At 66.5% G+C, this 23,167-nt stretch carries 19 protein-coding genes; 7 read left to right on the top strand and 12 right to left on the bottom strand.

Annotation, left to right across the window (positions count from 1 at the left end; all coding sequences use genetic code 11):
• Positions 1-155: 155 nt before the first annotated feature.
• Entirely contained in the window at positions 156-1,331 is a 1,176-nt protein-coding gene (locus ACFQPB_RS06635; protein WP_382198780.1) for a diguanylate cyclase domain-containing protein, read from the bottom strand.
• A gap of 204 nt (positions 1,332-1,535) precedes the next feature.
• Here ACFQPB_RS06635 and ACFQPB_RS06630 point away from each other — a divergent pair, with 204 nt between their 5' ends.
• Complete coding sequence (locus ACFQPB_RS06630) at positions 1,536-3,806, top strand: patatin-like phospholipase family protein (protein WP_382220919.1); 2,271 nt, start codon at positions 1,536-1,538, stop codon at positions 3,804-3,806.
• 87 nt (positions 3,807-3,893) lie between these two features.
• On the opposite strand, the gene ACFQPB_RS06625 is transcribed toward ACFQPB_RS06630, so the two are convergent.
• Genes ACFQPB_RS06625 through ACFQPB_RS06600 form a run of 6 tightly spaced genes read right to left on the bottom strand, consistent with a single transcriptional unit; the run spans position 3,894 to position 11,371 of the window.
• Positions 3,894-4,727, bottom strand: coding sequence for an acyl-CoA thioesterase (locus ACFQPB_RS06625; protein ID WP_382220916.1), 834 nt, complete (start codon positions 4,725-4,727; stop codon positions 3,894-3,896).
• Between the two features lie 36 nt (positions 4,728-4,763).
• On the bottom strand, positions 4,764-5,969 hold the full coding sequence (locus ACFQPB_RS06620) for an acetyl-CoA C-acyltransferase (protein WP_382220913.1): 1,206 nt from the start codon (positions 5,967-5,969) through the stop codon (positions 4,764-4,766).
• A 9-nt stretch (positions 5,970-5,978) separates the two neighbouring features.
• Positions 5,979-8,378, bottom strand: coding sequence for a 3-hydroxyacyl-CoA dehydrogenase/enoyl-CoA hydratase family protein (locus tag ACFQPB_RS06615; protein WP_382220910.1), 2,400 nt, complete (start codon positions 8,376-8,378; stop codon positions 5,979-5,981).
• A gap of 21 nt (positions 8,379-8,399) precedes the next feature.
• A complete protein-coding gene (locus ACFQPB_RS06610) occupies positions 8,400-8,834 on the bottom strand; it encodes a DUF2147 domain-containing protein (RefSeq protein ID WP_382198774.1) in 435 nt (144 codons plus the stop codon).
• A gap of 38 nt (positions 8,835-8,872) precedes the next feature.
• Positions 8,873-10,669 (bottom strand): acyl-CoA dehydrogenase C-terminal domain-containing protein, encoded by a 1,797-nt coding sequence (locus ACFQPB_RS06605; protein ID WP_382220907.1) that lies wholly within the window; start codon positions 10,667-10,669, stop codon positions 8,873-8,875.
• 39 nt (positions 10,670-10,708) lie between these two features.
• A complete protein-coding gene (locus tag ACFQPB_RS06600) occupies positions 10,709-11,371 on the bottom strand; it encodes a TetR/AcrR family transcriptional regulator (RefSeq protein WP_382220904.1) in 663 nt (220 codons plus the stop codon).
• 149 nt (positions 11,372-11,520) lie between these two features.
• On the opposite strand from ACFQPB_RS06600, the gene ACFQPB_RS06595 reads away from it, so the two are divergent.
• Positions 11,521-11,823, top strand: coding sequence for an antibiotic biosynthesis monooxygenase family protein (locus ACFQPB_RS06595; RefSeq protein WP_382220901.1), 303 nt, complete (start codon positions 11,521-11,523; stop codon positions 11,821-11,823).
• Positions 11,824-11,841: 18 nt separating this feature from the next.
• Here ACFQPB_RS06595 and ACFQPB_RS06590 read toward each other — a convergent pair whose 3' ends face one another.
• Both ACFQPB_RS06590 and ACFQPB_RS06585 read right to left on the bottom strand, forming a co-directional pair.
• Entirely contained in the window at positions 11,842-13,035 is a 1,194-nt protein-coding gene (locus ACFQPB_RS06590) for a M20 aminoacylase family protein (RefSeq protein ID WP_382220981.1), read from the bottom strand.
• Positions 13,036-13,049: 14 nt separating this feature from the next.
• Positions 13,050-14,036 (bottom strand): Bug family tripartite tricarboxylate transporter substrate binding protein, encoded by a 987-nt coding sequence (locus ACFQPB_RS06585; protein ID WP_382220898.1) that lies wholly within the window; start codon positions 14,034-14,036, stop codon positions 13,050-13,052.
• Between the two features lie 113 nt (positions 14,037-14,149).
• On the opposite strand from ACFQPB_RS06585, the gene ACFQPB_RS06580 reads away from it, so the two are divergent.
• A complete protein-coding gene (locus ACFQPB_RS06580; RefSeq protein ID WP_382220895.1) occupies positions 14,150-15,040 on the top strand; it encodes a LysR family transcriptional regulator in 891 nt (296 codons plus the stop codon).
• On the opposite strand, the gene slmA is transcribed toward ACFQPB_RS06580, so the two are convergent.
• The 3 genes from slmA to ACFQPB_RS06565 all read right to left on the bottom strand — a co-directional run bounded on the left by slmA (position 15,037) and on the right by ACFQPB_RS06565 (position 18,574).
• Entirely contained in the window at positions 15,037-15,681 is a 645-nt protein-coding gene (gene slmA / locus ACFQPB_RS06575) for a nucleoid occlusion factor SlmA (RefSeq protein ID WP_382220893.1), read from the bottom strand. The genes ACFQPB_RS06580 and slmA overlap by 4 nt on opposite strands.
• A gap of 12 nt (positions 15,682-15,693) precedes the next feature.
• The gene (argB, locus tag ACFQPB_RS06570; protein WP_382198766.1) at positions 15,694-16,599 is read right to left on the bottom strand and encodes an acetylglutamate kinase; all 906 of its coding nucleotides are present in this window, start codon (positions 16,597-16,599) and stop codon (positions 15,694-15,696) included.
• Between the two features lie 70 nt (positions 16,600-16,669).
• Positions 16,670-18,574, bottom strand: a complete 1,905-nt coding sequence (locus ACFQPB_RS06565) for a methyl-accepting chemotaxis protein (RefSeq protein WP_382220890.1) — start codon at positions 18,572-18,574, stop codon at positions 16,670-16,672.
• A 477-nt stretch (positions 18,575-19,051) separates the two neighbouring features.
• On the opposite strand from ACFQPB_RS06565, the gene ACFQPB_RS06560 reads away from it, so the two are divergent.
• The 4 genes from ACFQPB_RS06560 to ACFQPB_RS06545 are packed head-to-tail and all read left to right on the top strand — an operon-like array spanning position 19,052 to position 23,142.
• Positions 19,052-19,882: an ABC transporter substrate-binding protein gene (locus tag ACFQPB_RS06560; RefSeq protein ID WP_382220978.1), complete on the top strand. Its 831-nt coding sequence runs from the start codon at positions 19,052-19,054 to the stop codon at positions 19,880-19,882.
• Positions 19,879-20,874, top strand: a complete 996-nt coding sequence (locus tag ACFQPB_RS06555) for a FecCD family ABC transporter permease (protein WP_382220887.1) — start codon at positions 19,879-19,881, stop codon at positions 20,872-20,874. Before ACFQPB_RS06560 ends, ACFQPB_RS06555 begins: the two co-directional genes overlap by 4 nt.
• A 4-nt stretch (positions 20,875-20,878) precedes the next feature.
• On the top strand, positions 20,879-21,670 hold the full coding sequence (locus ACFQPB_RS06550; RefSeq protein WP_382220884.1) for an ABC transporter ATP-binding protein: 792 nt from the start codon (positions 20,879-20,881) through the stop codon (positions 21,668-21,670).
• The gene (locus ACFQPB_RS06545) at positions 21,667-23,142 is read left to right on the top strand and encodes a cobyric acid synthase (protein WP_382220881.1); all 1,476 of its coding nucleotides are present in this window, start codon (positions 21,667-21,669) and stop codon (positions 23,140-23,142) included. Before ACFQPB_RS06550 ends, ACFQPB_RS06545 begins: the two co-directional genes overlap by 4 nt.
• Positions 23,143-23,167 lie beyond the last annotated feature (25 nt).

Raw genomic sequence — 23,167 nt, 5'->3', positions numbered from 1 at the left:
CGCGTGCTGGCAGCCAAGCCGCTTCGGGCTGCGCCCTTCGCAGCTTGGCTGCCAGCACCATCACATCACGTCAAAGCGGACAATCTACTTGCTACAAAACCGGACAGTTCTATTTGCTGCTGACACAACCCCAGATTTGCCCCCAGCATCGCCTGTCAGACCCGCGCCCGCGCGCGGGCCGCGCGCCTCAGGGCCAGCTTTTCGGCGTACATGCGCTTGTCGGCCACCGCCAGCAGGGGGGCCATCTCGTTCCCATCGGACGGGAACAGCGCCCAGCCCACGCTGGCCCCGGTGGCCACTGAAATGCCCAACGGCAGGAAGGGCTTGCCCAGCACACCCCGCAACTTGGTGGCCATGCCGTCCAGATCGGTGTCGGCATTCACCTTGTCGATGATGAGCGCGAACTCGTCGCCACCCACCCGGGCACAAAAGTCGCTCGCGCGGATGGCTTTTTGCAGGCGGCTGGCCACGGTCTGCAAGAGCACGTCGCCCACGGCGTGGCCGTGGCGGTCGTTGACGGGTTTGAAATCGTTGAGATCGATGGACATGACGCCAAAACGGCTGCCCTCGCGCTCGGCCAGGCTGCGGGTGCGGACAAACACCTGTTCAAAATAACGCCGGTTGGCCAAGCCGGTGAGTTCGTCGTGCATGGCCATGTGGCTCATGTACTCCTTGGTGCGGCGCTGCTCCTCCACCGCGTCCTTGAGCCGCTCGTTGAGCGCAATCGCCTCGATGGCGGTGAGCGACACACGGCGCGCCTTGATCAGCACCACCACCAGCCAGGCCACGGCCATGACCATCAACATCAGGTGGAAATTGTCCCCGCTGCGCACAAAGGCGTGGGCGTTGTACAGCACCATGGGCAGCATGCCGATCAGGCCCAGCATGGTGTAGTAGGCCGGCACCACAGCGTAGCTCAGTGCGCCTATGGTCACCACCGTCGAGACGATCAGAAACAGGAAGGCCGCCTCGGTGTGCTGTGCCCCTGACGGCAGCATGAACACCGCCGTCCCACACTGCAGCGCCACCACGGCCCCCAGCACCATGCGCCAGCGCAACAGGCGACGCGCGGTGGCCACCGTCTGCAGGGTCTGGCCCTGCACCCAGGCTTCATAAAAAATCACCGCCACCGAGGCCAGGACCAGGCCACCAAACCACCACATCAACAGGGCGTCAGCCACCCCGGCCAAACGCAACACCACCGCGATCAGCACCCCGGCCACGACGATGCTGAACATGTTCCCTGCGGCATGGCCAAAAAAAATGCGGATGCGCTCCAACGTGGTCCGATCGGACAGCGACGGTGCGTCAACAGGGTCGGTATCGATCATGGGTGCGGGCTGGGAGGGACAACAACAAGGCAGGACGTGCCCGATTATCGCGCCCCGCCCCCCGCCACATGGGCAAAAAAAGACCCGTGACAGCGGGCCATCTGCGGCTTTTGGCCCGTTGACCGACGCTTTCACCCGGGCAGGGTCGGTTGGGTAGCGGCGGTGCCAACACGCGCCCCACCCGCCCCAACCTAAACTCTGGCCATGCCCACTGTTCACCGCCTGCCCTTCTTTCTGCTGTGGCCGCTGGCCTGGCTGAGCGCCTGGTTCGCACTGGCGCCGGCATGGGCGCAGCCCAGTTCAGCCACGACCACCGCCGACCGCCCCCCACGCGTGGCGCTGGTGCTCTCGGGCGGTGGTGCACGGGGTTTTGCCCACGTGGGCGTGCTCAAGGCACTGGAAGCCGCTCGGGTGCCGGTGGACCTGGTGGTGGGCACCTCCATGGGCGCCATCATCGGCGGCCTCTACGCCACCGGCCTGAGCGCGGACGAGCTGGAGCGCGAGCTGCTGGCGGTGGAGTGGAACGCGCTCTTCAACACCCGCGAGCCGCGCCAGTTGCTGTCGCAGCGCCGCAAGGAAGAGGACTTCGAGTTTTCGCCCGTGTTGCAACTGGGTTTCAAGGACGGTGAATTCCGCCTGCCCACCGGCGCGGTGTCCAGCCGCTCGCTGGAAATGCTCCTTCGCCGCTACACCCTGGGCACACGTGCCCTGCCCCATTTCGATGCCCTGCCCACGCCGTTTCGCGCCGTGGCCACCGACATGGAAAGTGGGCAGGCGGTGGTGCTGGGCCAGGGCGACCTGGCCGCCGCCATGCGCGCCAGCATGTCGGTGCCCGGCGTGTTTGCGCCACTCGAACTGGACGGCCGCCTGCTGGGCGACGGTGGCCTGGTCAACAACCTGCCGGTCGACGTGGCACGTGCCCTGGGCGCCGATGTGGTGATCGCCGTCAACATTGGCACCCCCTTGGCGGGGCGGGACACCCTGGGCAGCGTGATCGGCCTGACCGCGCAGATGATCAACATCCTGACCGAGCAGAACGTGCAGCGCAGTCTGGCCAGCCTCACGCCACACGATCTGCTGGTGACCCCTGCGCTGGGGCGCCTGACCTCGGGCGACTTCGACAAGGCCAGCGACCTGGTGGCGCTGGGCCTGGACGCCGCGCGCCAAGCCGCCCCAGCACTGGCACGTTTTGCCGTTGAACCGGCGCAGTACCAAGCGTGGCGTGCACGCCGCCAGCAAGCTGCGCGCGCCGAGGCACTGCCGGCGCAACTGGCGTTTGTCGCCATCGAGGGCGTTCCCCCTGAACGGTTGGCGCGCCTGCGGACCCAGATCGAAGTCCAGCCCGGCCAAACCATGGCCCCTGCACGCGCCGAACAAGACCTGCAGCGCCTGGCGGCCAGCGGCGACTACATGCGCGCGGACTACCGCCTGGCCACCGAGGCCGGCGGCGAGGGCCTGATTTACCAACTGGCTGAAAAAGACTGGGGGCAAAACCACTTCCGCCTGGGCCTGGACCTGCGGACCGACTTCCGGGGCTCGGGTGAATTCAACCTGCGCCTGAGCCACAACCGCCACTGGGTCAATGACCAAGGTGCCGAATGGCGCAACCGCATCCAGCTGGGCGAAAAAAGTGGGCTGTATTCCGAGTTCTTCCAGCCCCTGGACCGCAGCGCCGGCTACTTCGTCTCCGCCTACCTCGACCACTGGATGCGGCGCTTTGACACCTATGGCGAGGACAACCAGGCCACGGCCGTCTACCGCCGTCGCGAAACCCGCATCGGGCTGGACCTGGGCACCACCCTGGGCCGGGACGGCGCTTTCGGCGATGCCCGCCTCGGCTGGTTCGGCGCCCGCCGGGTCACCATCCCGGACATCATCGCCGGCTACACCGGGCGCGACCTGGAGCGGGTGGGCTGGAACGAACAAGGCCTGCGGCTGGCGCTGGTGTCCGACCAGCTCGACCACGCCAACTTCCCGCTGTCGGGCTACCGCTTGCGCGCCGAAGCCATCACCGGCCGGCGCGACCTGCTGGGGCTGCGGCAAGGTTTTCACCGCCAGGAACTCAGCGGCACCTACGCCCTGAGCGCCGGGCGCGACACCCTCAACCTGCACCTGCGTCTGGCGCGTTCGAGCTCGCTGCCGCTGGGCGCCATCGACGAGTACTCGCTGGGTGGTTTCCACCAGCTCTCAGGCTACCGCGTGGGCCAGATCATCGGCAACGACCTGGCGCTGCTGCGCCTGACCCACTACCGCCGGCTGGACGTCAACCCCGGCATCGCGCGCGCGCTGTTTGCGGGCGCCACGCTGGAGCTGGGCAACGCCTGGGCGCGCAACGACACGCCCCGCCTGCGCGATCTGCGCCTGGGCAGCAGCGTGTTCCTGGGTGCCGACACCGGTGTGGGGCCGGTTTACCTGGCGCTGGTGCACGCGCCCAAGGGCTTCACCGGCGTGTACTTTTTCCTTGGCCGACCTTGACCGGGTTGTCAGCGCCGGGCCGCCCCAAGCTGACAACGCACCCCCTCGGGGGGCAGCGACCCGCGCAGCAGCGGAGCGTGGGGGCCATCACGCTTTGAAGTACACCACCTGGTGCGAGGTGGCCAGCATCACGCCCGCCTGGTTCCAGACCTGGGCGGTCTGGTCAAAAAAGCCGTTGCGAAACTCCTGTGCCTGCGCCTGGCCCAGCAGGTAGCCACTGCCGGTGGCGGCCAGGGCCGCGCTGCCGGCGTGGAAGTACACGGTGATGGACACCGTGCCGGCCGGCACCTGGGTGGCACGGCGCAACCACACACGCGGGAAGAACACGTCGCACATCGAAGCCAGCGCGGCAAAGTCCAACGGCCGGGCGGGCTCGTCGCGCATCCACAGCTGCGTCAGGCTGGTGTGGCCGCCACCGTCCCACAGGCGCGGTACCGGGCCGGTGATGGGCCGCATGTCGTAGCGGCTGAGCCACTCCACGCCTTTGAACATCACGCGGCGTTCCAGCGTCTCGGGCGCCGGCACGGCAGGGATGGGCGTGTCGCTCTGGCTCCAGGTTTCGCGTCGCGCGGCGGTCACGGCCGTGGCAGTGGTCGTGACCACCGGCAGACCTGCCGGGTCGTTTTGCAGCAGGGTCACCGTCCAGTGCTGGGTGGAGCGGTTGGTGCGCACAGGCGTGACCTGCAGTTCGAAGGGCCCCTCGGTGAGGGCACCGGCGTAGTTCACCGTCAGCGACAGCGGCTCACCCAGGCGCTGCGGGTGGTCCATGATGGCGCGGACGATCGTGGCCGCGGTGATGCCACCGAAAGGCCCGACCATGTTCCAGTAGGCGGGGCTGGTGTGCCCGGTGAAGTGGCCAGGCGTGTCTTGCGACAGCGCCAGCGCGGCGTCAAAAGGGTGAGGAGTGGGTGGCTTGCTCATGCGACAAGTTTGCCAGCCTCACCCCCCGGCGTGCTGTCACACGCGCTCAAAAATGCCGGCGGCGCCCTGCCCCATGCCCACACACATGGTGACCATGCCGTACTTCTTGTTGTGGCGGCGCAGCGCGTGCACCACGGTGGCCGAGCGGATGGCGCCGGTGGCGCCCAGCGGGTGGCCCAGCGCGATGGCGCCGCCCATGGGGTTGACCTTGGCCGGGTCCAGGCCCAGGGTGTTCAGCACCGCCAGCGACTGCGCAGCAAAAGCTTCGTTCAGCTCGTACCAGTCGATGTCGTTCTGGCTCAGGCCGGCGGACTTCAATGCGGCAGGGATCGCCTCGATGGGCCCGATGCCCATGATGTGCGGCGGCACACCACGCGAGGCGTAGCTCACAAACCGCGCCAGCGGCGTAAGGTTGTAACGCTTGAGCGCGGCCTCGCTCACCAGGATCAGCGCGCCGGCGCCGTCGCTGGTCTGCGAGCTGTTGCCCGCCGTCACCGAGCCGCGCGCGGCGAACACGGTGCGCAGCTTGGCCAGGCCTTCGAGCGTGGTGTCGGGGCGCGCACCTTCGTCCAGGCTGATCGTGCGGGTGCGGGTAGACACCTCGGCACTGGTCAGGTCCACGCTGCGCTCGGTCACTTCAACGGGCGTGATCTCGTCGCTGAACTCGCCGTTTTTCATGGCGATCACGGCACGCTGGTGCGACTGCAGCGCAAAGGCGTCCTGTGCGTCGCGCGAGACCTTCCACTGCTGCGCCACCTTCTCGGCGGTCAGGCCCATGCCGTAGGCGATGCCGTAGTTCTCCACGTCGTCGGTGTTGCTGAAAATGGCGGGCGACAGGCTGGGCGCGTTGCCCATCATGGGCACCATGCTCATGCTTTCCACGCCGGCCGCGATCATCACATCGGCCTCGCCCACGCGGATGCGGTCGGCCGCCATGGCCACGGCCGACAGGCCCGAGGCGCAGAAGCGGTTGACGGTGATGCCACCCACGCTGTTGGGCAGGCCGGCCAGGATGGCGCCTATGCGCGCCACGTTCAGGCCCTGCTGGGCTTCGGGGATGGCGCAGCCAGCGATCACGTCTTCGATGGCCTTGGGGTCCAGCGAGGGCACTTGGGCCACAGCGGCTCTCAGGGCGTGGGCCAGCAGGTCGTCAGGCCGCAGGTGCTTGAAGGCGCCCTTGTGCGAACGCCCAATGGGCGTGCGGGTGGCGGCAACGATGTAGGCGTCTTGAACTTGTTTCATGGGGTGTCCTCAGTTGCGCACGGGCTTGCCGGTGTTGAGCATCCCGAGGATGCGCTCCTGCGTTTTCGGGTGCACGATCAGCGAGCAGAAGGCCTGGCGCTCCAGGGTCATGAGGTAGTCCTCGCTGACCAGGGTGCCCGGCTCCACGTCACCGCCGGTGACCACGTTGGCGATCAGCGAGGCGATGTGGAAGTCGTGCTGGCTGATGAAGCCACCGTCACGCATGTTGACCAGGCTGCCCAGGATGGTGGCCTTGCCCGAGCGACCGGCCACCGGGAACAGGCGCTTGTGCGGCGCGCGGTAGCCGCCTTGGAACAGCGAACGGGCCTCGTTGATGGCCACGAACAGCAGTTCGTCCTTGTGCGGCACGATCACGTCGGAATGCAACACATAGCCCAGCTTGCGCGACTCCAGCGCGCTGGTGCCCACCTTGGCCATGGCAGCGGCGGTGAAGCCTTCGGTGAGGAATGGCAACAAGTCCTTGCCCGTCGAAGCCTCGGCATTCTCCGCCGCGCGGCGTGCGATGTAGGTCAGGCCGCCGGCGCCGGGCACCAGGCCCACGCCCACTTCGACCAGGCCAACGTAGCTTTCCATGTGCACCACGCGGCGGGCGCTGTGCACCGCCAGTTCGCAGCCGCCGCCCAGGGCCAGGCCGCGCACCGCGCTGACCACCGGCACCGAGGCATAACGCAGGCGCAGCATGGTCTGCTGCATGAAACCCTCGGCATCTTCGATGGCACTCACGCCCACGGCCATGAAGGCCGGCAGCATGGCCTGCAGGTCGGCGCCAGCGCTGAAGGGCTCGTCGCCCGACCAGATGACCAGGCCCTGGTAGTCCTTCTCGGCCAGCTCGACGGCGGCCATCAGGCCTTCACACACCTCGGGGCTGATGGCGTGCATCTTGGTCTTGATGCTGAAAATCAACACCTCGCCATCCAGCGTCCAGGTGCGCTGACTGTCGTTTTCGTCGATGGTGGTGCCAGCGGTTTCGAACTTCGGCCCGGCCTCGCCCAGCAACAACTCGGGGAAGTGCTGGCGCTGGTACACCGGCAGGCTGCGGCGCGCTTCGAACACGCCTTTGCTGGGGTTCCACGAACCTTGTGCCGTATGCACACCACCCGCATCGGCCACCGGGCCCTTGAACACCCACTCGGGCAGCGGTGCGTTGCACAGCGCCTTGCCCGCGTCAATGTCTTCCTGCACCATCTTCGCCACGTCGAGCCAGCCAGCTTCCTGCCACAGCTCAAACGGGCCTTGCTTCATGCCAAAGCCCCAGCGCATGGCCTGGTCCACGTCGCGCGCGGTTTCAGCAATCGAGGCCAGGTGCACGGCGGCGTAGTGGAAGCTGTTGCGCAAGATGGCCCACAAAAACTGACCCTGCGGCCCTTCGGCGTTGCGCAGCAGCTTGAGGCGCTCGGCGGCGGGCCGTTTGAGCATGCGCGCATACACCTCGTCCGACTTTTCGCCAGCGGGCACGTAGTCCTTGCTCGCCAGGTCGAAGCGCAGCACGTCGCGGCCCACCTTCTTGTAAAAGCCGGCTTTGGCCTTCTGGCCCAGGTGGCCCATCTCGATGAGGGTCTTGAGCACCTCGGGCGTGCCGAAGCTGCCGTAAAAGGGGTCGGTGGCCAGGCTCAGGTTGTCCTGCAGCGTCTTGACCACGTGGGCCATGGTGTCCAGGCCCACCACGTCGGCGGTCCGGAAGGTGCCGCTGCTGGCGCGGCCCAGCTTCTTGCCGGTCAGGTCGTCCACCACGTCGTAGGTAAGGCCAAAACGTTCGACTTCCTTCATGGTCGACAACATGCCGGCGATGCCGATGCGGTTGGCGACGAAGTTGGGCGTGTCCTTGGCGCGCACCACACCTTTGCCCAGGGTGCTGGTGGCAAAGGCTTCGAGCTGGTCGAGGATGATGGGCTGCGTGCCCGGTGTGGCGATCAGCTCCACCAGCGTCATGTAGCGCGGCGGGTTGAAGAAGTGGATGCCGCAGAAGCGCGGCTTGATGGACTCGGGCAGGGCCTCGCTCAGCTGGGTGATCGACAGGCCCGAGGTGTTGGAGGCCACGATGACGCCCTCCGCCAGAAAGGGCGCGATCTTCTGGTACAGGTCCACCTTCCAGTCCATGCGCTCGGCGATGGCCTCGATGACGAGGTCGCATTCGCGCAGCAGGTCCATGTGCTCGCCGTAGTTGGCGGGCTGGATGAGGTCGGCGTCACGCGCGTCGCCCAGGGGCGCGGGCTTGAGCTTCTTGAGGTTGTCGATGGCGCGCAGCGCGATGCCATTGGCCGGGCCCTCCTTGGCGGGCAGGTCGAACAGCACCACCGGCACTTTGACGTTGACCAGGTGGGCGGCAATCTGCGCGCCCATCACGCCGGCGCCGAGCACGGCGACTTTGCGGACATTGAATCGGGACATGAAATGACTTTCGGTTGAGGCTTACTGCACGCGTACCCAGGTCTGGGTGCGGCCAATGCCGAACACGGAACCACGCACCTCCAGCTTTTTGCCGCCTTCGATGGGCGTCAGGCGCAGGGTGTAGTTCTTGCCGTTCTCGGGGTCGAGGATCTTGCCGTCCTCCCACACGTCCTTGCCGTCGGCCTTCTTGGCGCCCCGGATGATCTCCAGGCCCAACATGGGCTTGTCTTTGCGGTCGTCGGTGCACTCGGTGCACTTGGCGTCCTGGTCGGCACCTTTGCGCAAGAGCTTGTCAATGCGGCCAGTGAGCACACCACCCGACTCCGAAATCACGATCAGGCTCTTGATCTCGTTCGTCTTGTCATCGATGGTGTGCCATTGGCCCACCGGCGTCGCCTGCGCGAGGGCCGTGCCAGACAAGAGGACCAGTGCGGTGGCTGCGAGCGTGTGCTTCATGGGTGTCTCCAGGGATGTGTGGTGGAAAGGGGTCGCGATCAGGCCAGGGCCAGTTCGGTGTCCATCAAAACCTTGCTGCCAGCACGCGCGGTGCGCATCAGCGTGGCGGTCTCGGGGAACAGCTTGGCGAAATAGAAGCGCGCGGTCTGCAGCTTGGCGGCGTAGAACGGGTCGGTGTTGCCGTTGGCGATCTCGCGCAGCGCCGTCTGAGCCATGCGGGCCCAGAAGTAGCCAAACACCAGGTGGCCGGCCACACGCAGGTAGTCCACCGCGGCAGCGCCCACCTCGTCGGGGTTTTGCAGGCCTTTGAAGCCAAGCTCCATGGTGAACTTGTTGATCTGCTCACCCAGCACCGCCAGCGGGTTGATAAACTCGGCCATCTTCTCGTTGACGCCCTCTTCCATCACCAGCGCGGTCACCAGCTTGCCAAACTTCTTGAGCGTGGCACCGTTGTTGCCCAGCACCTTGCGGCCCAGCAAATCCAGGCTCTGGATGGTGTTGGTGCCTTCGTAAATCATGTTGATGCGGGCATCGCGCACGTACTGCTCCATACCCCATTCCTTGATGTAGCCGTGGCCACCAAACACCTGCTGGCACAGGGTGGTGGCGGTCCAGGCGTTGTCGGTCAGGAAGGCCTTCACGATGGGCGTGAGCAGCGACAGCATGTCGTCGCTGTCCTTGCGCACTTTCTCGTCGGGGTGGTGGTGCACTTTTTCGAGCAGCACCGAGCAGAACACCGCCAGCGCGCGCCCCCCTTCGGCATAGGCCTTGGCGGTGAGCAACATCTTGCGCACATCGGGGTGCACGATGATCGGGTCGGCCGGCTGGTTTTTGCTCTTGGCACCACTCAGGCTGCGCATCTGGATGCGGTCCTTGGCGTAGGCCAGCGCGTTCTGGTAGGCCACCTCGGTCAGGCCCAGCGACTGGTTGCCCACGCCCAGGCGGGCGGCGTTCATCATCACGAACATGCCTTGCATGCCCTTGTTGGGCTGGCCCACCATGGTGCCAATGGCACCTTCCAGCACAATTTGTGCGGTGGCGTTGCCGTGGATGCCCATCTTGTGCTCCAGGCCGGCGCAGTAGATGCCGTTGCGCTCGCCCAGCGTGCCGTCTTTGTTGACGTGGTACTTGGGCACGATGAACAGGCTCACACCCTTGATGCCGGGCGGCGCGTCGGGCAGGCGGGCCAACACCAGGTGGACGATGTTCTCGGCCATGTCGTGTTCACCGGCACTGATGAAAATCTTGTTGCCGGTGATCTTGTAGGTGCCATCAGGCTGGGGCTCGGCCTTGGTGCGCATCAGGCCCAGGTCGGTGCCGCAGTGCGGCTCGGTCAGGCACATGGTGCCGGTCCATTCGCCGCTGCTCATCTTGTGCAGGTAGGTGGCCTTTTGTTCGTCGGTGCCGTGGGTGTGCAGCGAGGCGTAAGCGCCGTGGGTCAGACCGGGGTACATGGTCCAGGCCTGGTTGGCGGAGTTGAGCATCTCGTACAGACACTGGTTCACCACCAGCGGCAGGCCCTGGCCACCAAAAGCCGGATCGCAGCTCAACGCCGCCCAGCCGGCTTCCACGTACTGCTTGTAAGCGGCCTTGAAGCCGGTCGGGGTTTTGACTTCGTGGGTGGCCTGGTCGAGCTGGCAGCCCTCGGTGTCGCCACTGATGTTCAGCGGAAACACCACCTGCGAGGCGAACTTGCCGGCCTCTTCCAGCACCGCGTTGATGGTGTCGGCATCGACTTCGGCGTGCACCGGCATGGCGCGGAAGTCGTCGCAGACGTTGAGCACTTCGTGCATCACGAACTGCATGTCACGCAGAGGCGGGTTGTAAACGGGCATGGCTTGGCTCCTGTAGGTTCGTGAAAAAAGAAACGGAAATCAGCTGCTGGCGCCGCAACGGGCCAGGATGTGGTCAAAACCGCGGTGGGCGCGGGCAATCGATTCGGGCGACTTGAGAAAACGCGCTTCGTAGTGCAGCGCCAGAATCAGGCCGTGGATTTCAAACAAGGTCTGGTCCTCGTCCACAGTGGCGTTCAAATGGCCCTCGGCCTTGGCCTGCGCGATGGCGCGTTTCATGGCGGCGTGCCAGGTCATCACGGTGTCCACCAGCGCATCGCGCACCGGGCCGGGCCGGTCGTCAAACTCCACCGCGCCGCTGATGTAGATGCAGCCCGAGTCGATTTCGACCGAGGTGCGCTGCATCCAGTTGTCGAACAGCGCGCGCAGGCGTGGCAGGCCACGCGGCTTTTTCAGTGCAGGCTTGAAGACCTCGTCCTCGAAGCGGTTGTGGTACTCGCGCACCACGGAAATTTGCAGCTCCTCGCGCGAGCCGAAGTGGGCAAACACGCCCGATTTGCTCATCTGCATGGCCTCGGCCAGCGCGCCAATGCTCAAACCCTCCACACCCACATGGGTGGCCATGCCCAAGGCCGCGTCCACGATGGCGGCTTTGGTCTGCTGGCCCTTGTGGGCGGCCTTGTGTGCCGCAGCTTGTGTGCTGCGCCGCACTGGGGCAACTCGGGCGGAAGATGTCGCTGTCATGGAGGTGGACGTCGAAGTGGAGGTGGGCACAAAATAAAACGAACGGTCGTTCTATTTTGTACGCAAATCCGGTGTTGTCCAGATGACAAACGCGCAGCGCAGGGGCTTTTGTCTAGAGTGTGGTCTCTAACCAACCTCTGACGACGCCCATGTACGTTGTGATCTTCCGCGCCACCGTGCGCCAACTCGATGAAACCTACACCCAGATGGCCGCGCGCATGCGTGAACTGGCCCTGACCGAATTCGGCTGCCTGGCCTTCCACGCGGTGACCGAGGGGACGCAGGAAGTGGCCCTGTCGTACTGGCCGGACGAGGCCGCCATCCGCGCCTGGAAATCCCATCCCGAACACCTGCTGGCTCAGCAGCAGGGGCGGGAGCGCTGGTACACGTCTTACTCGGTGGAGGTGGCGCAGGTGCGCCGCGCCTACCACGGTGGCGAAGCCGCCACCTGACGCACACGCCCGCCCCGGTCAAACGGCTTGGTGATCCAGAAAAGCCTGCACGAGGCCGCACCAGAACGTGGCCCCGGGCCCAATGATGTCGTCGTTGAAATCGTAGCCCGGGTTGTGCACGTTGCAGGCACCCGGTGTGCCTGGCCCGCCATTGCCCACAAACACATAACAACCCGGCACCTGTTGCAGCATGAAGGCGAAGTCTTCACTGGCGGTGAAGGCCGGGCCATGCGGCTCGACATGCTCTGGTCCAAAGAGACGCAGCGCCACCTGGGTGGCCAGAGCGGTTTCTTTCGGCGTATTGACCAGCACGGCGTAGCCATCGCGCCAGTCGATCGCGGCGGACACGCCGTAACTGGCTGCCTGCAGTTGCACCAGTTCGTGGATGCGGGCCTTGAGCAGCGCGCGCACGCCGTTGTCCAGCGCGCGCACGCTCAGCTCCAGCCGGGCTTCCTCGGGGATCACGTTGTTGGCCTGGCCGGCATGCAGCGCACCCACGGTCACCACCGCCGCCTGCTGCGGGTCCACGTTGCGGGCCACGATGGTCTGCAAGGCCATCACGATGGACGCGGCGGCCACCACCGTATCGCGCGCCTCGTGTGGCAGCGCGCCGTGACCACCCCGTCCGGTGAGGGTGATGCTGACGTTGTCGCTGGACGCCATGGCTGCACCGGGCCTGAACACAAAACGCCCGGTGTCGATGCCCGGCATGTTGTGCAGGGCGAACACGGCGTCGCAGGGAAAGCGTTCGAACAGGCCGTCGGCCATCATCTGTACCGCACCACCAGCACCTTCCTCGGCGGGTTGGAAGATGAGGTGCAACACGCCATCAAAGTCCAGGTCTTCAGCCACCAGACGGGCCGCCGCCAGCAGGGTGGCGGTGTGGCCGTCGTGGCCACAGCCGTGCATCAGGCCGGGGGTGGTGCTGGCCCACGCACGGCCGCTGGCCTCGGCGATGGGCAGGGCATCCATGTCGGCGCGTATGCCCAGCGCGCGCTGGCTGTGCCCCCGGCGCAGCGTGCCCACCACCCCGGTGCGCCCCAGGCCGGTGGTGACCTCATACCCCCAGCCGCGCAGCTTGTGCGCCACCAGGGCCGACGTGCGGTGCTCCTCGAACGCCAGTTCGGGGTGGGCATGGATGTCGCGGCGCAACTGGATGAACTCGCCCACCCGGTCGGCCAGCGCGTGACTGAGGTAGGCACTCTCCGTCATGGTTTGTGGTCCGTTCATTGCGCCTGCAGGTTCATGGACTTGGCAATGGCCTGGTACTTGGCGGTGTTGTCGGCATACAGCTTGCCGACCGCCGCCAGCGGCTGGGGGCGCGGCACGGTCATGGCCTGCGCCTCCAACACGCCGCGCACGGCCGCGTCGTTGGCCACCTCGCTCAGCGCCTTGTGCAGGGCCAACACCACCGGCTCGGGCGTGTCCTTGTGCACAAAGTACCCGGCCCAGGTGTCGAACACAAAACCCTTGAGCGCCTTGCTCTCGTTGAGCGTGGGCACCTGCTTGAACAGCGCCTGGCGCTCGGCCGACAACACAGCCGGTGCCTTGAGCTTGCCGTCCTCCACCAACTGCACCTGGCCCTTGCCGTAGGGCGTCATGAAGATGTCCACCTGCCCACCCATGAGGTCTTGCACGGCGGGCGCGCCGCCCTTGTAAGCCACATGGGTCATGGGCAGGCCCGTCACCTTGGCCATGTGTTCGCCCAGCAGGTGGTACAGCGAGCCGGGCCCCACGCTGGCAAAGGTCAGCGGCTTGCCTTCGGCGGCACTCTTGCGGGCGTAGGCCACCAGCTCATCGCCGTTGTTGGCGGGCAGGTCTTTGCGGGCCAGCATCACCAGCGGGTTGATGGTGATCATCTGCACCAGGCGGAAGTCCTCTGGCTTGTATTTGATGGCCGCGTTCGACAGCGGCGAGAGGATCAACTCGTTGGGCGAGCCCTGGAAAATCATGTGGCCATCGGCCGGGCTGTTCAACACCTTTTGGGCCGCGATGCCCCCACCGGCACCCCCCAGGTTCTCCACCAGAACGGGTTGGCCCAGCTGTTTGGACAGGGCGTTGTTGAGGCTGCGGGCAATGACGTCGGACACACCGCCGGCCGGGTACGGCACCATCAGCGTGACCGGCTTGGAGGGAAAGGTCTGGGCCCAGACCGCGCCACACACCAACAAGCCGCAAGCCGCGGCCACCCAGGCTTTCAAGGGGGATTTCATGTCGTTCTCCTCTGCAATGTGGTTGAAATGCAAGCCCATCTTAGGGATCGACATTGATGTGGTCCAATGCATTTTTAATTGCTTTTTCATGATCTCAAACGCATGGATTCAAGATGACACTGGTGCAACTTCGCCACCTGATTGCCTTGGCCAGGGTGGGCTCTTTTGTGAAGGCCTCCGATGTGTTGTGCATGACGCAGCCCGCGTTGAGCCGCAGCATCAAGTCGCTGGAAGACGAGCTCGGTCAGCTGCTGTTTGACCGCATCGGCAAACGCATTGAGCTGACCGCCTTCGGGCAGGAGGTGCTGGTGCGCAGCCAGGCACTGGTGGAAGAGGCGGAACAACTCAAACACAGTGGCCGGCGGCTCAGCGCCGACGACAGCGGACGCATCCGTCTGGGCCTGAGCTCGGGGCCAGGCGCCATGCTCAGCGCCCCGCTGATGGCGCATTTTGCTAAACACTTTCCCAAGTTCCATGTCGATATCGTGCGGGCCAACACCAGCAGCCTGGCGCAGATGCTCAGGGACCGACAGCTCGACGCCCTGGTGGTTGACATCCGTTCGCTGCGCCCCGCCCCCGACCTCAAGGTGTCACACATCGTTGAGATGGATGGCACCTTCATGTGCCGCCGGGGTCATCCACTGGCAGATCTGCCCAAAGTGAGCTTCAAGAACGTGGCGAGCTATCCGGTGGCTTCCACGCCACTGAGTGACGAGCTCGCCCGCATCCTGGTCGAACGCTATGGCGAGCGCGCGCACCCGGACGTGCTGGTCAAGTTCAGCAGCGACGAAATTTCACACATGATCCAGGTGACCGAACAGACCGACACCGTCCTGCTCGCCATCCGAGCGTGTGCGCCCCACCTGGTGGAACTGCCCGTTATCCCGCCACTCAAGGCGAAGGCCCGGTTCGGGCTGGTCACGGTAGCGAACAAGGCCGAAGCCTTGTTCCTGCCCGAGGTGCGGCGACTGATCGACGCGGTGATGGGGGCGGCAGGTACTTAAGCGTCGGCCAGCAACAACACCAACGCCGCATCCAACTGCTCGGTCGGCACCCGCCGGAACCCGCTGCGCGCGAAACGCTGCAAGCGGCCCACCGCAAAGGCGGTGAGCACGCCGGCGAGCACGTTGGTGTCGGTGGTGGGAGTGTCCGAAGTCGGCACCGCCTCACGCAAGGCTTGGCGCAGCGCGGCGTCGAACTTGTCGAAGAACAGGTTCATGCGCTGTTGCAGGCGTTCGTGTTCGAACACCAGCGCGTCGCCCACCATCACCCGCACCATGCCCGGGTTTTTTTCGCCGAACTGCAACAGCATGGTCACCAACCGTGCGGCGCATTGGCTTGGGTTGCTTTCACGCTGCGTGATCTGCTGCACCAGTCCGAAGACGCTGCTTTCGATGAACTCGATCAGGCCTTCAAACATCTGCGCCTTGCTGGCGAAGTGGCGGTACAGCGCCGCCTCGCTGACCTGCAGGCGGGCAGCCAGCGCGGCGGTGGTTACACGTTCTGCGCCGGGCTGCTCCAGCATGGCCGCCAGGGTCTGCAGGATCTGCACCCGGCGTTCGCCGGGCTTGGGACGCTTGCGCCCGATGGACCCGCCCTGCCCGTCAGCCGGTGTGTCGTCGGTCTCGAGATCGTCGCTGTGCATCGCCACGCGCCTTCAGTGCGAGCGGATCATGGTGCCAAACGGCTGGTCGCCCAGGATTTCAAGCAGCAGCGCGTGTGGCACACGGCCGTCGATGATGTGCACTGCATTCACGCCGCTCTTGGCGGCATCCAGTGCACCGGCGATTTTGGGGATCATGCCGCCGCTGATGGTACCGTCCTGGCACAGCTCATCGATGCGGCGCATGGTCAGCTCGGTGAGCAGCTTGCCCTCCTTGTCGAGCACGCCGGGGATGTTGGTGAGCATGAGCAGTTTCTCGGCCTGCAGCGTGGTCGCCAGCTTGGCGGCCACCACGTCGGCATTGATGTTGTAACTCTCGTTGTTCTCGCCGAAACCGATGGGGCTGACGACCGGGATGAAGGCATCGTCCTGCAGGGCCTTGACCACACTGGGATCGATGGCCACGATGTCGCCCACCTGGCCCACGTCGTGTTCCACGCTGGGGTCTTTCTGGTCGAGCATGCGCAGCTTGCGCGCGCGGATCATGCCGCCGTCGCGCCCGGTCAGGCCCACGGCCTTGCCACCGGCGCGGTTGATCAGGCCCACGATGTCCTGCTGCACCTCGCCGGCCAGCACCCACTCCACCACCTCCATGGTTTCGGGGTCGGTCACGCGCATGCCCTGGATGAACTCGCCCTTCTTGCCTAGGCGCTGCAGCAAACCTTCGATCTGCGGGCCACCGCCGTGCACCACCACCGGGTTGATGCCCACCAGTTTGAGCATCACCACATCTTCGGCAAAGGCCGCCTGCAGAGCCGGGTCGGTCATGGCGTTGCCGCCGTATTTGATGACCATGGTCTTGCCGTGGTACTTGCGGATGTAGGGCAAGGCCTGGGCGAGGATGTCGGCCTTGTCGCGGGGCGCGAGCGGTGTAGCAGGGGCGGCGATGTTGGAGCTCATGGCAGTGTGTGTCTGAAAGAAAACCTGGGCGGCACGCACCGCCCCACCGCCGTGCATTATGCGTGTGTGCTCAGAAGGTTTCCCAGTCGCCGTCGCCACCTCCGGCCAGCGCCGGGGCCGACGCTTTGGTGGGCGCTTTGACCGGCGCTTGTGTCGGCGCCGGCCGCGTCAAGCCCACCGCCGCTGGCTGGGTGGCCCGCTTGGGCGCAGGCATGGCCACACGGCCCGCCGGTGAGGACACGCTGGGCGAACGGCGCGTGGCACTGGGTGCCGCCGAGGTCACCACGGGCGCGGGTGCGTGCGTGCGTTCGCCATGCGCCACCTTGAACACCGCCACCGCCTCCACCAGTTGCCGCGCCTGCTGGCTCAGGCTTTCGGCAGCGGCCGCACTTTCCTCCACCAGCGCGGCGTTTTCTTGAGTGGTGGTGTCCATCTGGGCCACCGCCTGGCCGATCTGGCTCACGCCGTTGTTTTGTTCGCCACTGGCGCTGCTGATCTCACCGACGATGTCGGTGACGCGCCGGATCGACTGCACCACCTCGTTCATGGTCGCGCCGGCCTGGTCCACCAGCGCGGTGCCGCGTTCCACCCGCTGCACGCTGGCGGTGATCAGTTCACGGATTTGTTTGGACGCTTCGGCGCTGCGTTGGGCCAGGCTGCGCACCTCGCCCGCCACCACCGCAAACCCGCGCCCCTGTTCGCCCGCACGCGCCGCTTCCACCGCCGCATTGAGGGCGAGGATGTTGGTCTGGAACGCGATGCCATCGATGACACCAATGATGTCGGCGATCTGCCGTGAGCTGTCGGTGATGCCCTTCATGGTGTCCACCACCTGCCCCATCACCTCACCGCCTTGGGTAGCAATGTCGCTGGCCCCCCGGGCCAGCGCATTCGCCTGCTGCGCGTTGTCGGCGTTGTGCTGCACCGTGGTGCCCAGCTCGTCCATGGCCGATGCGGTTTGCTGCAAGGCGCTGGCCTGGCGTTCGGTGCGGGCCGACAAATCGTTGTTGCCCGACGCGATCTGTTGGCTGGCGGCGGCCACGTTCTCGGCCCCCAATCGCACACCACCGACGATCTCGGCCAGGTGCGCCTGGGTGTTGGCCAAGGACCGCAACAGCACCGCCACCTCGGTCGGGCCTTGGGGGTGGATGGTGGTGGCCAGATCGCCCGCCGCCATGGCATCGCTGGCGCGCACGGCCGCCTGCAGCGAATGGGCCAGGCGCTGGTAGGCCCACCAGGCCCCTGCCACCAGCAGGGCCGCCAACACCACCGCCAGCAACTCGAGGATGAAAAACCAGCGGTCGCGGTCGGCCATGGCGTTGGCCACCGCCTGCTGGGTGCGCTCGTCCAGCGCCACAAAGAACTCGTCCAGCGGCTTCATGATCTTGGCCTTGTTGGCGTGGTACATGCCGTCGTGCATCATCTCCTGCGCCCGGTGAAGGTCTGGGGCCACCTGCACGGTGAACGCCCCACTGGCATCGGCGGCCAAGCCCTTGACCAGGTTCATGGCAATGGTTTCGGTGCGGACCAACCCGTCGGAATTGGCAGCAGCCTCCTGCAGTTTGGCCAACTCGGCTTCGGTGAAGCCTGCGGCTTTCATCAAATCCAACAAGGAGGCAGCCTCTTGTGTGCCTCGCCCTGGATCGACGTTGGCGGCGCGGAAGTCCCAGTAAATGCGTTCGGGGTGGGCGGGCCGGGGTTTTTTGCCCGCGCGGATGTCCAGTATCTCCACGTACTGCGCTTCCCACTGGGGGTCGCCGGTCATCACGTAGGTGCGGGCCAGGCGGGTCAAATCGTCGGAGCCTTGCCGCAACTCATCGGCCAGCAGGTAGGACGCGTAACGCGACTGCTGCGCCTCGCTGACCGCATCGCCGGCTTTCTCGAACCGGTGCAGCACCCAGGCGGCCAACACCAACACGGCGACCAGCACCATGGCGGCCGCTTGGCCAGCCCGCTTCAGACTTGTGGTTTTCATACGCTCCCTTTGACAGCAGCGCTCTGGACCGGAAGTCTCAAACCCCGGATCGCTGTGGCGCGTGGCTGCATCGTGTTGACGGTTGGGGCAGGCTGTCGTCAACGTTGAAATCCCCATGCCGGCCCTCGAAAGGGCACAAGCACGCCTCACCTCCGCCCACCATTGCAAATCAAGAACAAAAATTTGGTCTGACTTGAAGGGTGTTTTGTTGTTTTCGCAAAATTTGACGATTCAGTGTAGACCAAACCTCGGCTGAGGGCTACCACTTATTCACCCCTGATTCATCTGGTTAACCCCACCCTCCGCCACCCGCCCGCGCCCGCTGACCACCGGCTGCCCCCACACCCGGTCACTACAATGGGCCGCCCTGTGGCACCTGTCCCGCCCTTCATGCCAACCCCCTTCCTCTGCCTCGTGTGGCACCCCCTGCTGAGCGGCTGTTTGCGCCGGTGGTTGCCTTGGGCCGCGTTGCTGTGGATGTGTGCCAGCGCCAGCGCGGCGGGCCTGCACATCACCGACGACCGAGGTGTCACCGTGCGCTTCGTTGCGCCACCCCAACGCATCGTCACCCTGCTGCCTTCGCTGGCGGAAACCGTGTGTGCGCTCGGCCAGTGCCAGCGCCTGGTGGGTGTCGACCGCTACACCAACTGGCCTGCCGAGATCGCTCACTTGCCGCGCCTGGGCGGGGGCCTGGACCCCAGCGTGGAAGCCGTGCTGGCGCTGCGCCCCGATGTGGTGTTGCTGGCGCAGTCGGCCCGCGTGATCCCACAACTGGAGGGGCTGGGCCTGAATGTGCTTGCGCTCGAGCCCCGCACCCACGCCGATGTGTTGAGGGTGCTGGAACAGGTGGCCACCCTGCTGGGCCAACACCCGCAAGCGGGCCGTGCCGTTTGGCGCCAGATCGATGCCGACGTGGCGACCGTGGCCCAGACCCTGCCGCCGCGAACCCGACGCGCACGGGTCTATTACGAGGCGGACAGCGGACCCTACGCGGCCGGCCCTCCGTCCTTCATCGGCGAAACCCTCACCCGGCTCGGGGTCAACAACATCGTGCCGCCAAAGCTCGGGCCCTTCCCTCGGCTCAACCCGGAATTTGTGGTCCGCGCCGATCCGGACATCATCATGGTGGGCTTGCACAACGCCGCCGAAATGGCCCAACGCCCCGGCTGGTCGGCCCTGCGCGCGGTACGCGAACAGCGCCGCTGCGTCTTCAACGCAGCCGAAACCGACGTGCTGATGCGCGCCGGCCCACGCCTGGCCGAAGGCGCCCGGATCATGGCCCGTTGTCTGACGGAGAAAGCGCCTTGACGCACGCCCGCACACGCCACCCGGCCTGGCTGGTGGCCACCTTGGTGTGGTGTGGCGGCGTGTTGGCGCTGGTGGGCCTGGGTGTGGGCAGCACCGGGTTGCAGGCGGTGTGGACGTTATGGGACGACCCGATCGCTGCACAAATCGTCTGGGACATCCGCGCCCCACGCACCGTGGCCGCTTTCTGCGCAGGTGCGCTGCTGGGCCTGGCCGGCGCGGTGGCGCAAGGCCTGTTCCGCAACCCGCTGGCCGATCCCTTTTTGCTCGGCAGCGCCTCGGGCGCCTCGTTGGGCGTGGCGCTGGCGCTCGCCACCTGGGCCACATCGGCGGCAGCCGGCAGCTGGTGGCTCCGCCTAGGGCTCACCGGCGCCGCTTTTGTGGGCGCGGTGCTGGCCGTGTTGCTGACCCTGGCGCTGGCGCGCGGCGTGCAACACACCCTGCGCCTGCTGCTGGCGGGGGTGGTGGTGGGGGTGGTGCTGGGCGCGCTGACTTCGCTGGTCACGCTGACCGCGCCCGAAACCCTGGCCGCCATGCAGGCCTTCATGCTGGGCACCACCGCCACCGTCGGCTGGGCCGGCAATGCGCTGATGGCCGGCATCGGATGCTCGTGCCTGCTGCTGGCGTGGGCGCTGGCGCGTGCGCTGGATGGGCTGGCCCTGGGCGAGTCCACCGCTGTGAGCCTGGGCCTGCCCCTGGCACCGTTGCGCGCCGCGCTTCTGGCGGTGCTGGCGCTGGCCACCGGCACCGCCGTGGCCCAAACCGGCCTGATCGCCTTTGTGGGCCTGGCCGCGCCGCACCTGGTGCGCGGCGTTATCAAAACCACCCATGCCTGGTTGCTGCTGCTGGCCAGCCTCATGGGCGGTGTGCTGCTGATGTTGGCCGACACCTTGGCGCGCGGGCTGCTGGCCCCACAAGAGCTGCCGGTGGGCGTGCTCACCGCCGTCTTGGGCGGCGGCTACCTGTTGTGGCTGATGCACCGGCGGGTGGGTTGACCACATGAACAGCGCCCCCGCCCTCCAGGCCAGCCAACTGAGCGTCTCGCTCGGCAGCGGCACCACGCGCCGAGAGGTGCTGTCTGGCCTCAACCTCACACTGCGCGCCGGCGCCTGGACCGCCATCGTTGGCCCCAACGGCGCCGGCAAGTCCACCTTGCTGCGCGCGCTGGCGCAACTCATACCGCACCAGGGCAGCGTGCTACTGCATGGGCAGCCGCTGTGCGCGCTGAGCCCGCGCCAACGCGCCCGTGCCTTGGCCTGGCTGGCACAGAGCGGCGCCGGTGAAGCCAGCGCCGACGACCTCACCGTCTACGACGTCGCCCTGCTCGGCCGGCTGCCGCACCAGGCCTGGCTGGCGCCGCCCAGCACCACCGACCACGCCGCCGCGGAAGCTGCCTTGCGCCAGACCCAGGCCTGGGAGTGGCGGGCCCGCCCGCTGGGCGCACTCTCGGGCGGCGAACGTCAGCGGGTGTTGCTGGCGCGCCTGCTGGCGGTGCAAGCGCCGGTGATGCTGATGGACGAGCCGCTGGCCAACCTCGATCCACCCCACCAGGCCGACTGGATTGCCCTGGTGCGCGCCCTGGTGGTCGAAGGCAAAACCGTGGTCAGCGTGCTGCACGAAATTTCCCTCGCGCTCATGGCCGATGACCTGGTGGTCATGCGCCAGGGTCAGGTCGCCTACACCGGCCCGTGCGCCCAACCACAAGCCCATCAAACCCTGGAAGCGGTGTTCGACCACCGCATCACCATCCACCCACTGGGCGCCCACTGGGTGGCCCTGCCCACACCATGAACACTTCTCCTTTGGCCCGCTGCGTGATGGTGCTGGGCACCACCAGCGGTGCCGGCAAAAGCTGGCTCACCACCGCCCTGTGCCGCCACTACGCCCGCCAGGGCTTGCGCGTCGCGCCCTTCAAGGCGCAGAACATGAGCAACAACGCGCGTGTGGTGCCCAGCCCCAGCGGCGGCTTTGGCGAAATCGGCAGCGCCCAGTACTTCCAGGCCCTGGCCGCCCGCGCCGCGCCCGAGGTGCGCATGAACCCGCTGCTGCTCAAGCCCGAGGCCGACACCCGCAGCCAGGTGGTGCTGATGGGCGAGGTCAGCCGCGAACTCAGCGACATGCCCTGGCGCGGCCGCAGCGAACGGGTGTGGTCCCACATCACCGCCGCGCTCGACGCGTTGCGCGCAGAAAACGACGTGGTGGTGATCGAGGGTGCCGGCTCGCCCGCCGAAATCAACCTGCACGCCAGCGACATCGTCAACATGCGCGTGGCACGCCACGCACAGGCGCGCTGTCTGCTCGTGACCGACATCGACCGGGGCGGCGCCTTTGCGCACCTGTACGGCACCTGGGCCTTGCTGCCACCCGAAGAACGCGCACTCATGCAGGGGTTTGTGCTCAACCGCTTTCGTGGCGATGCGGCATTGTTGGCGCCCGCGCCGCAGATGCTGCAAGACCTCACCGGCGTGCCCACCGTGGCCACCCTGCCCATGTGGTGGCACCACGGATTGCCCGAAGAGGACGGCGTGTTCGATGACCGCACCCGCGCCAGCGGCGAGGTGCACACCACCATCGCGGTCATCGCCTACCCCCGCATCAGCAACCTGGACGAGTTCCAGCCGCTCAAAAACGTGCCCGGCGTGCGCCTGCGCTGGGCACGCACACCGGCCGATTGCGCGGGCGCCGACTGGGTCGTGCTGCCCGGCTCCAAACACACCAGCGGCGACCTGGTCTGGCTGCGCGCCCAGGGCTTGGACCGCGCTGTGGCAACCCACGCCGCTGCCGGCGGGCGCGTCCTCGGCATCTGCGGCGGCCTGCAGATGCTGGGCGAGGCCTTGCTCGACCCACACGGCATCGATGGCAATGCGCCCGGCCTGGGCCTGCTGCCTCTGGTCACGCAGTTCGAGGAAGTGAAAACCGTGCGACCCAGCCACACCACCCTGGGCGAGGTGCGTGGCGCCTGGCACGCGCTGACGGGCGTGACCGTGAGCGGCTACGAAATCCACCACGGCCAAACGGTGCAACACCCCGCCATGGCCGCCGCCGGCGACCTGGCCCACACCGTGCTGCCCGGCCTGGCCTGGCAAAACGGGGCAGGCAACGTGCTGGGCATCTACCAACACGGCCTGTTCGAAGACGCCAACGTGCTGCGCGCCCTGTTCGGCGCCAGCGTGCCCACGCTCGACAGCGTGTTCGATGGCCTGGCCGATTTCATCGAAACCCACTTCGATGCGGGCGTGCTGGAGGCGCTGGCACGCGCTTGACCTGGGTCAAAACCGGGCCAGCACA

This window comes from Hydrogenophaga atypica (assembly GCF_042665215.1).
GTDB lineage: Bacteria > Pseudomonadota > Gammaproteobacteria > Burkholderiales > Burkholderiaceae_C > Hydrogenophaga > Hydrogenophaga defluvii_A.
The sequence above is the reverse complement of the archived record's forward strand: the minus strand, read 5'-3'. Positions and strand labels throughout refer to the sequence as shown.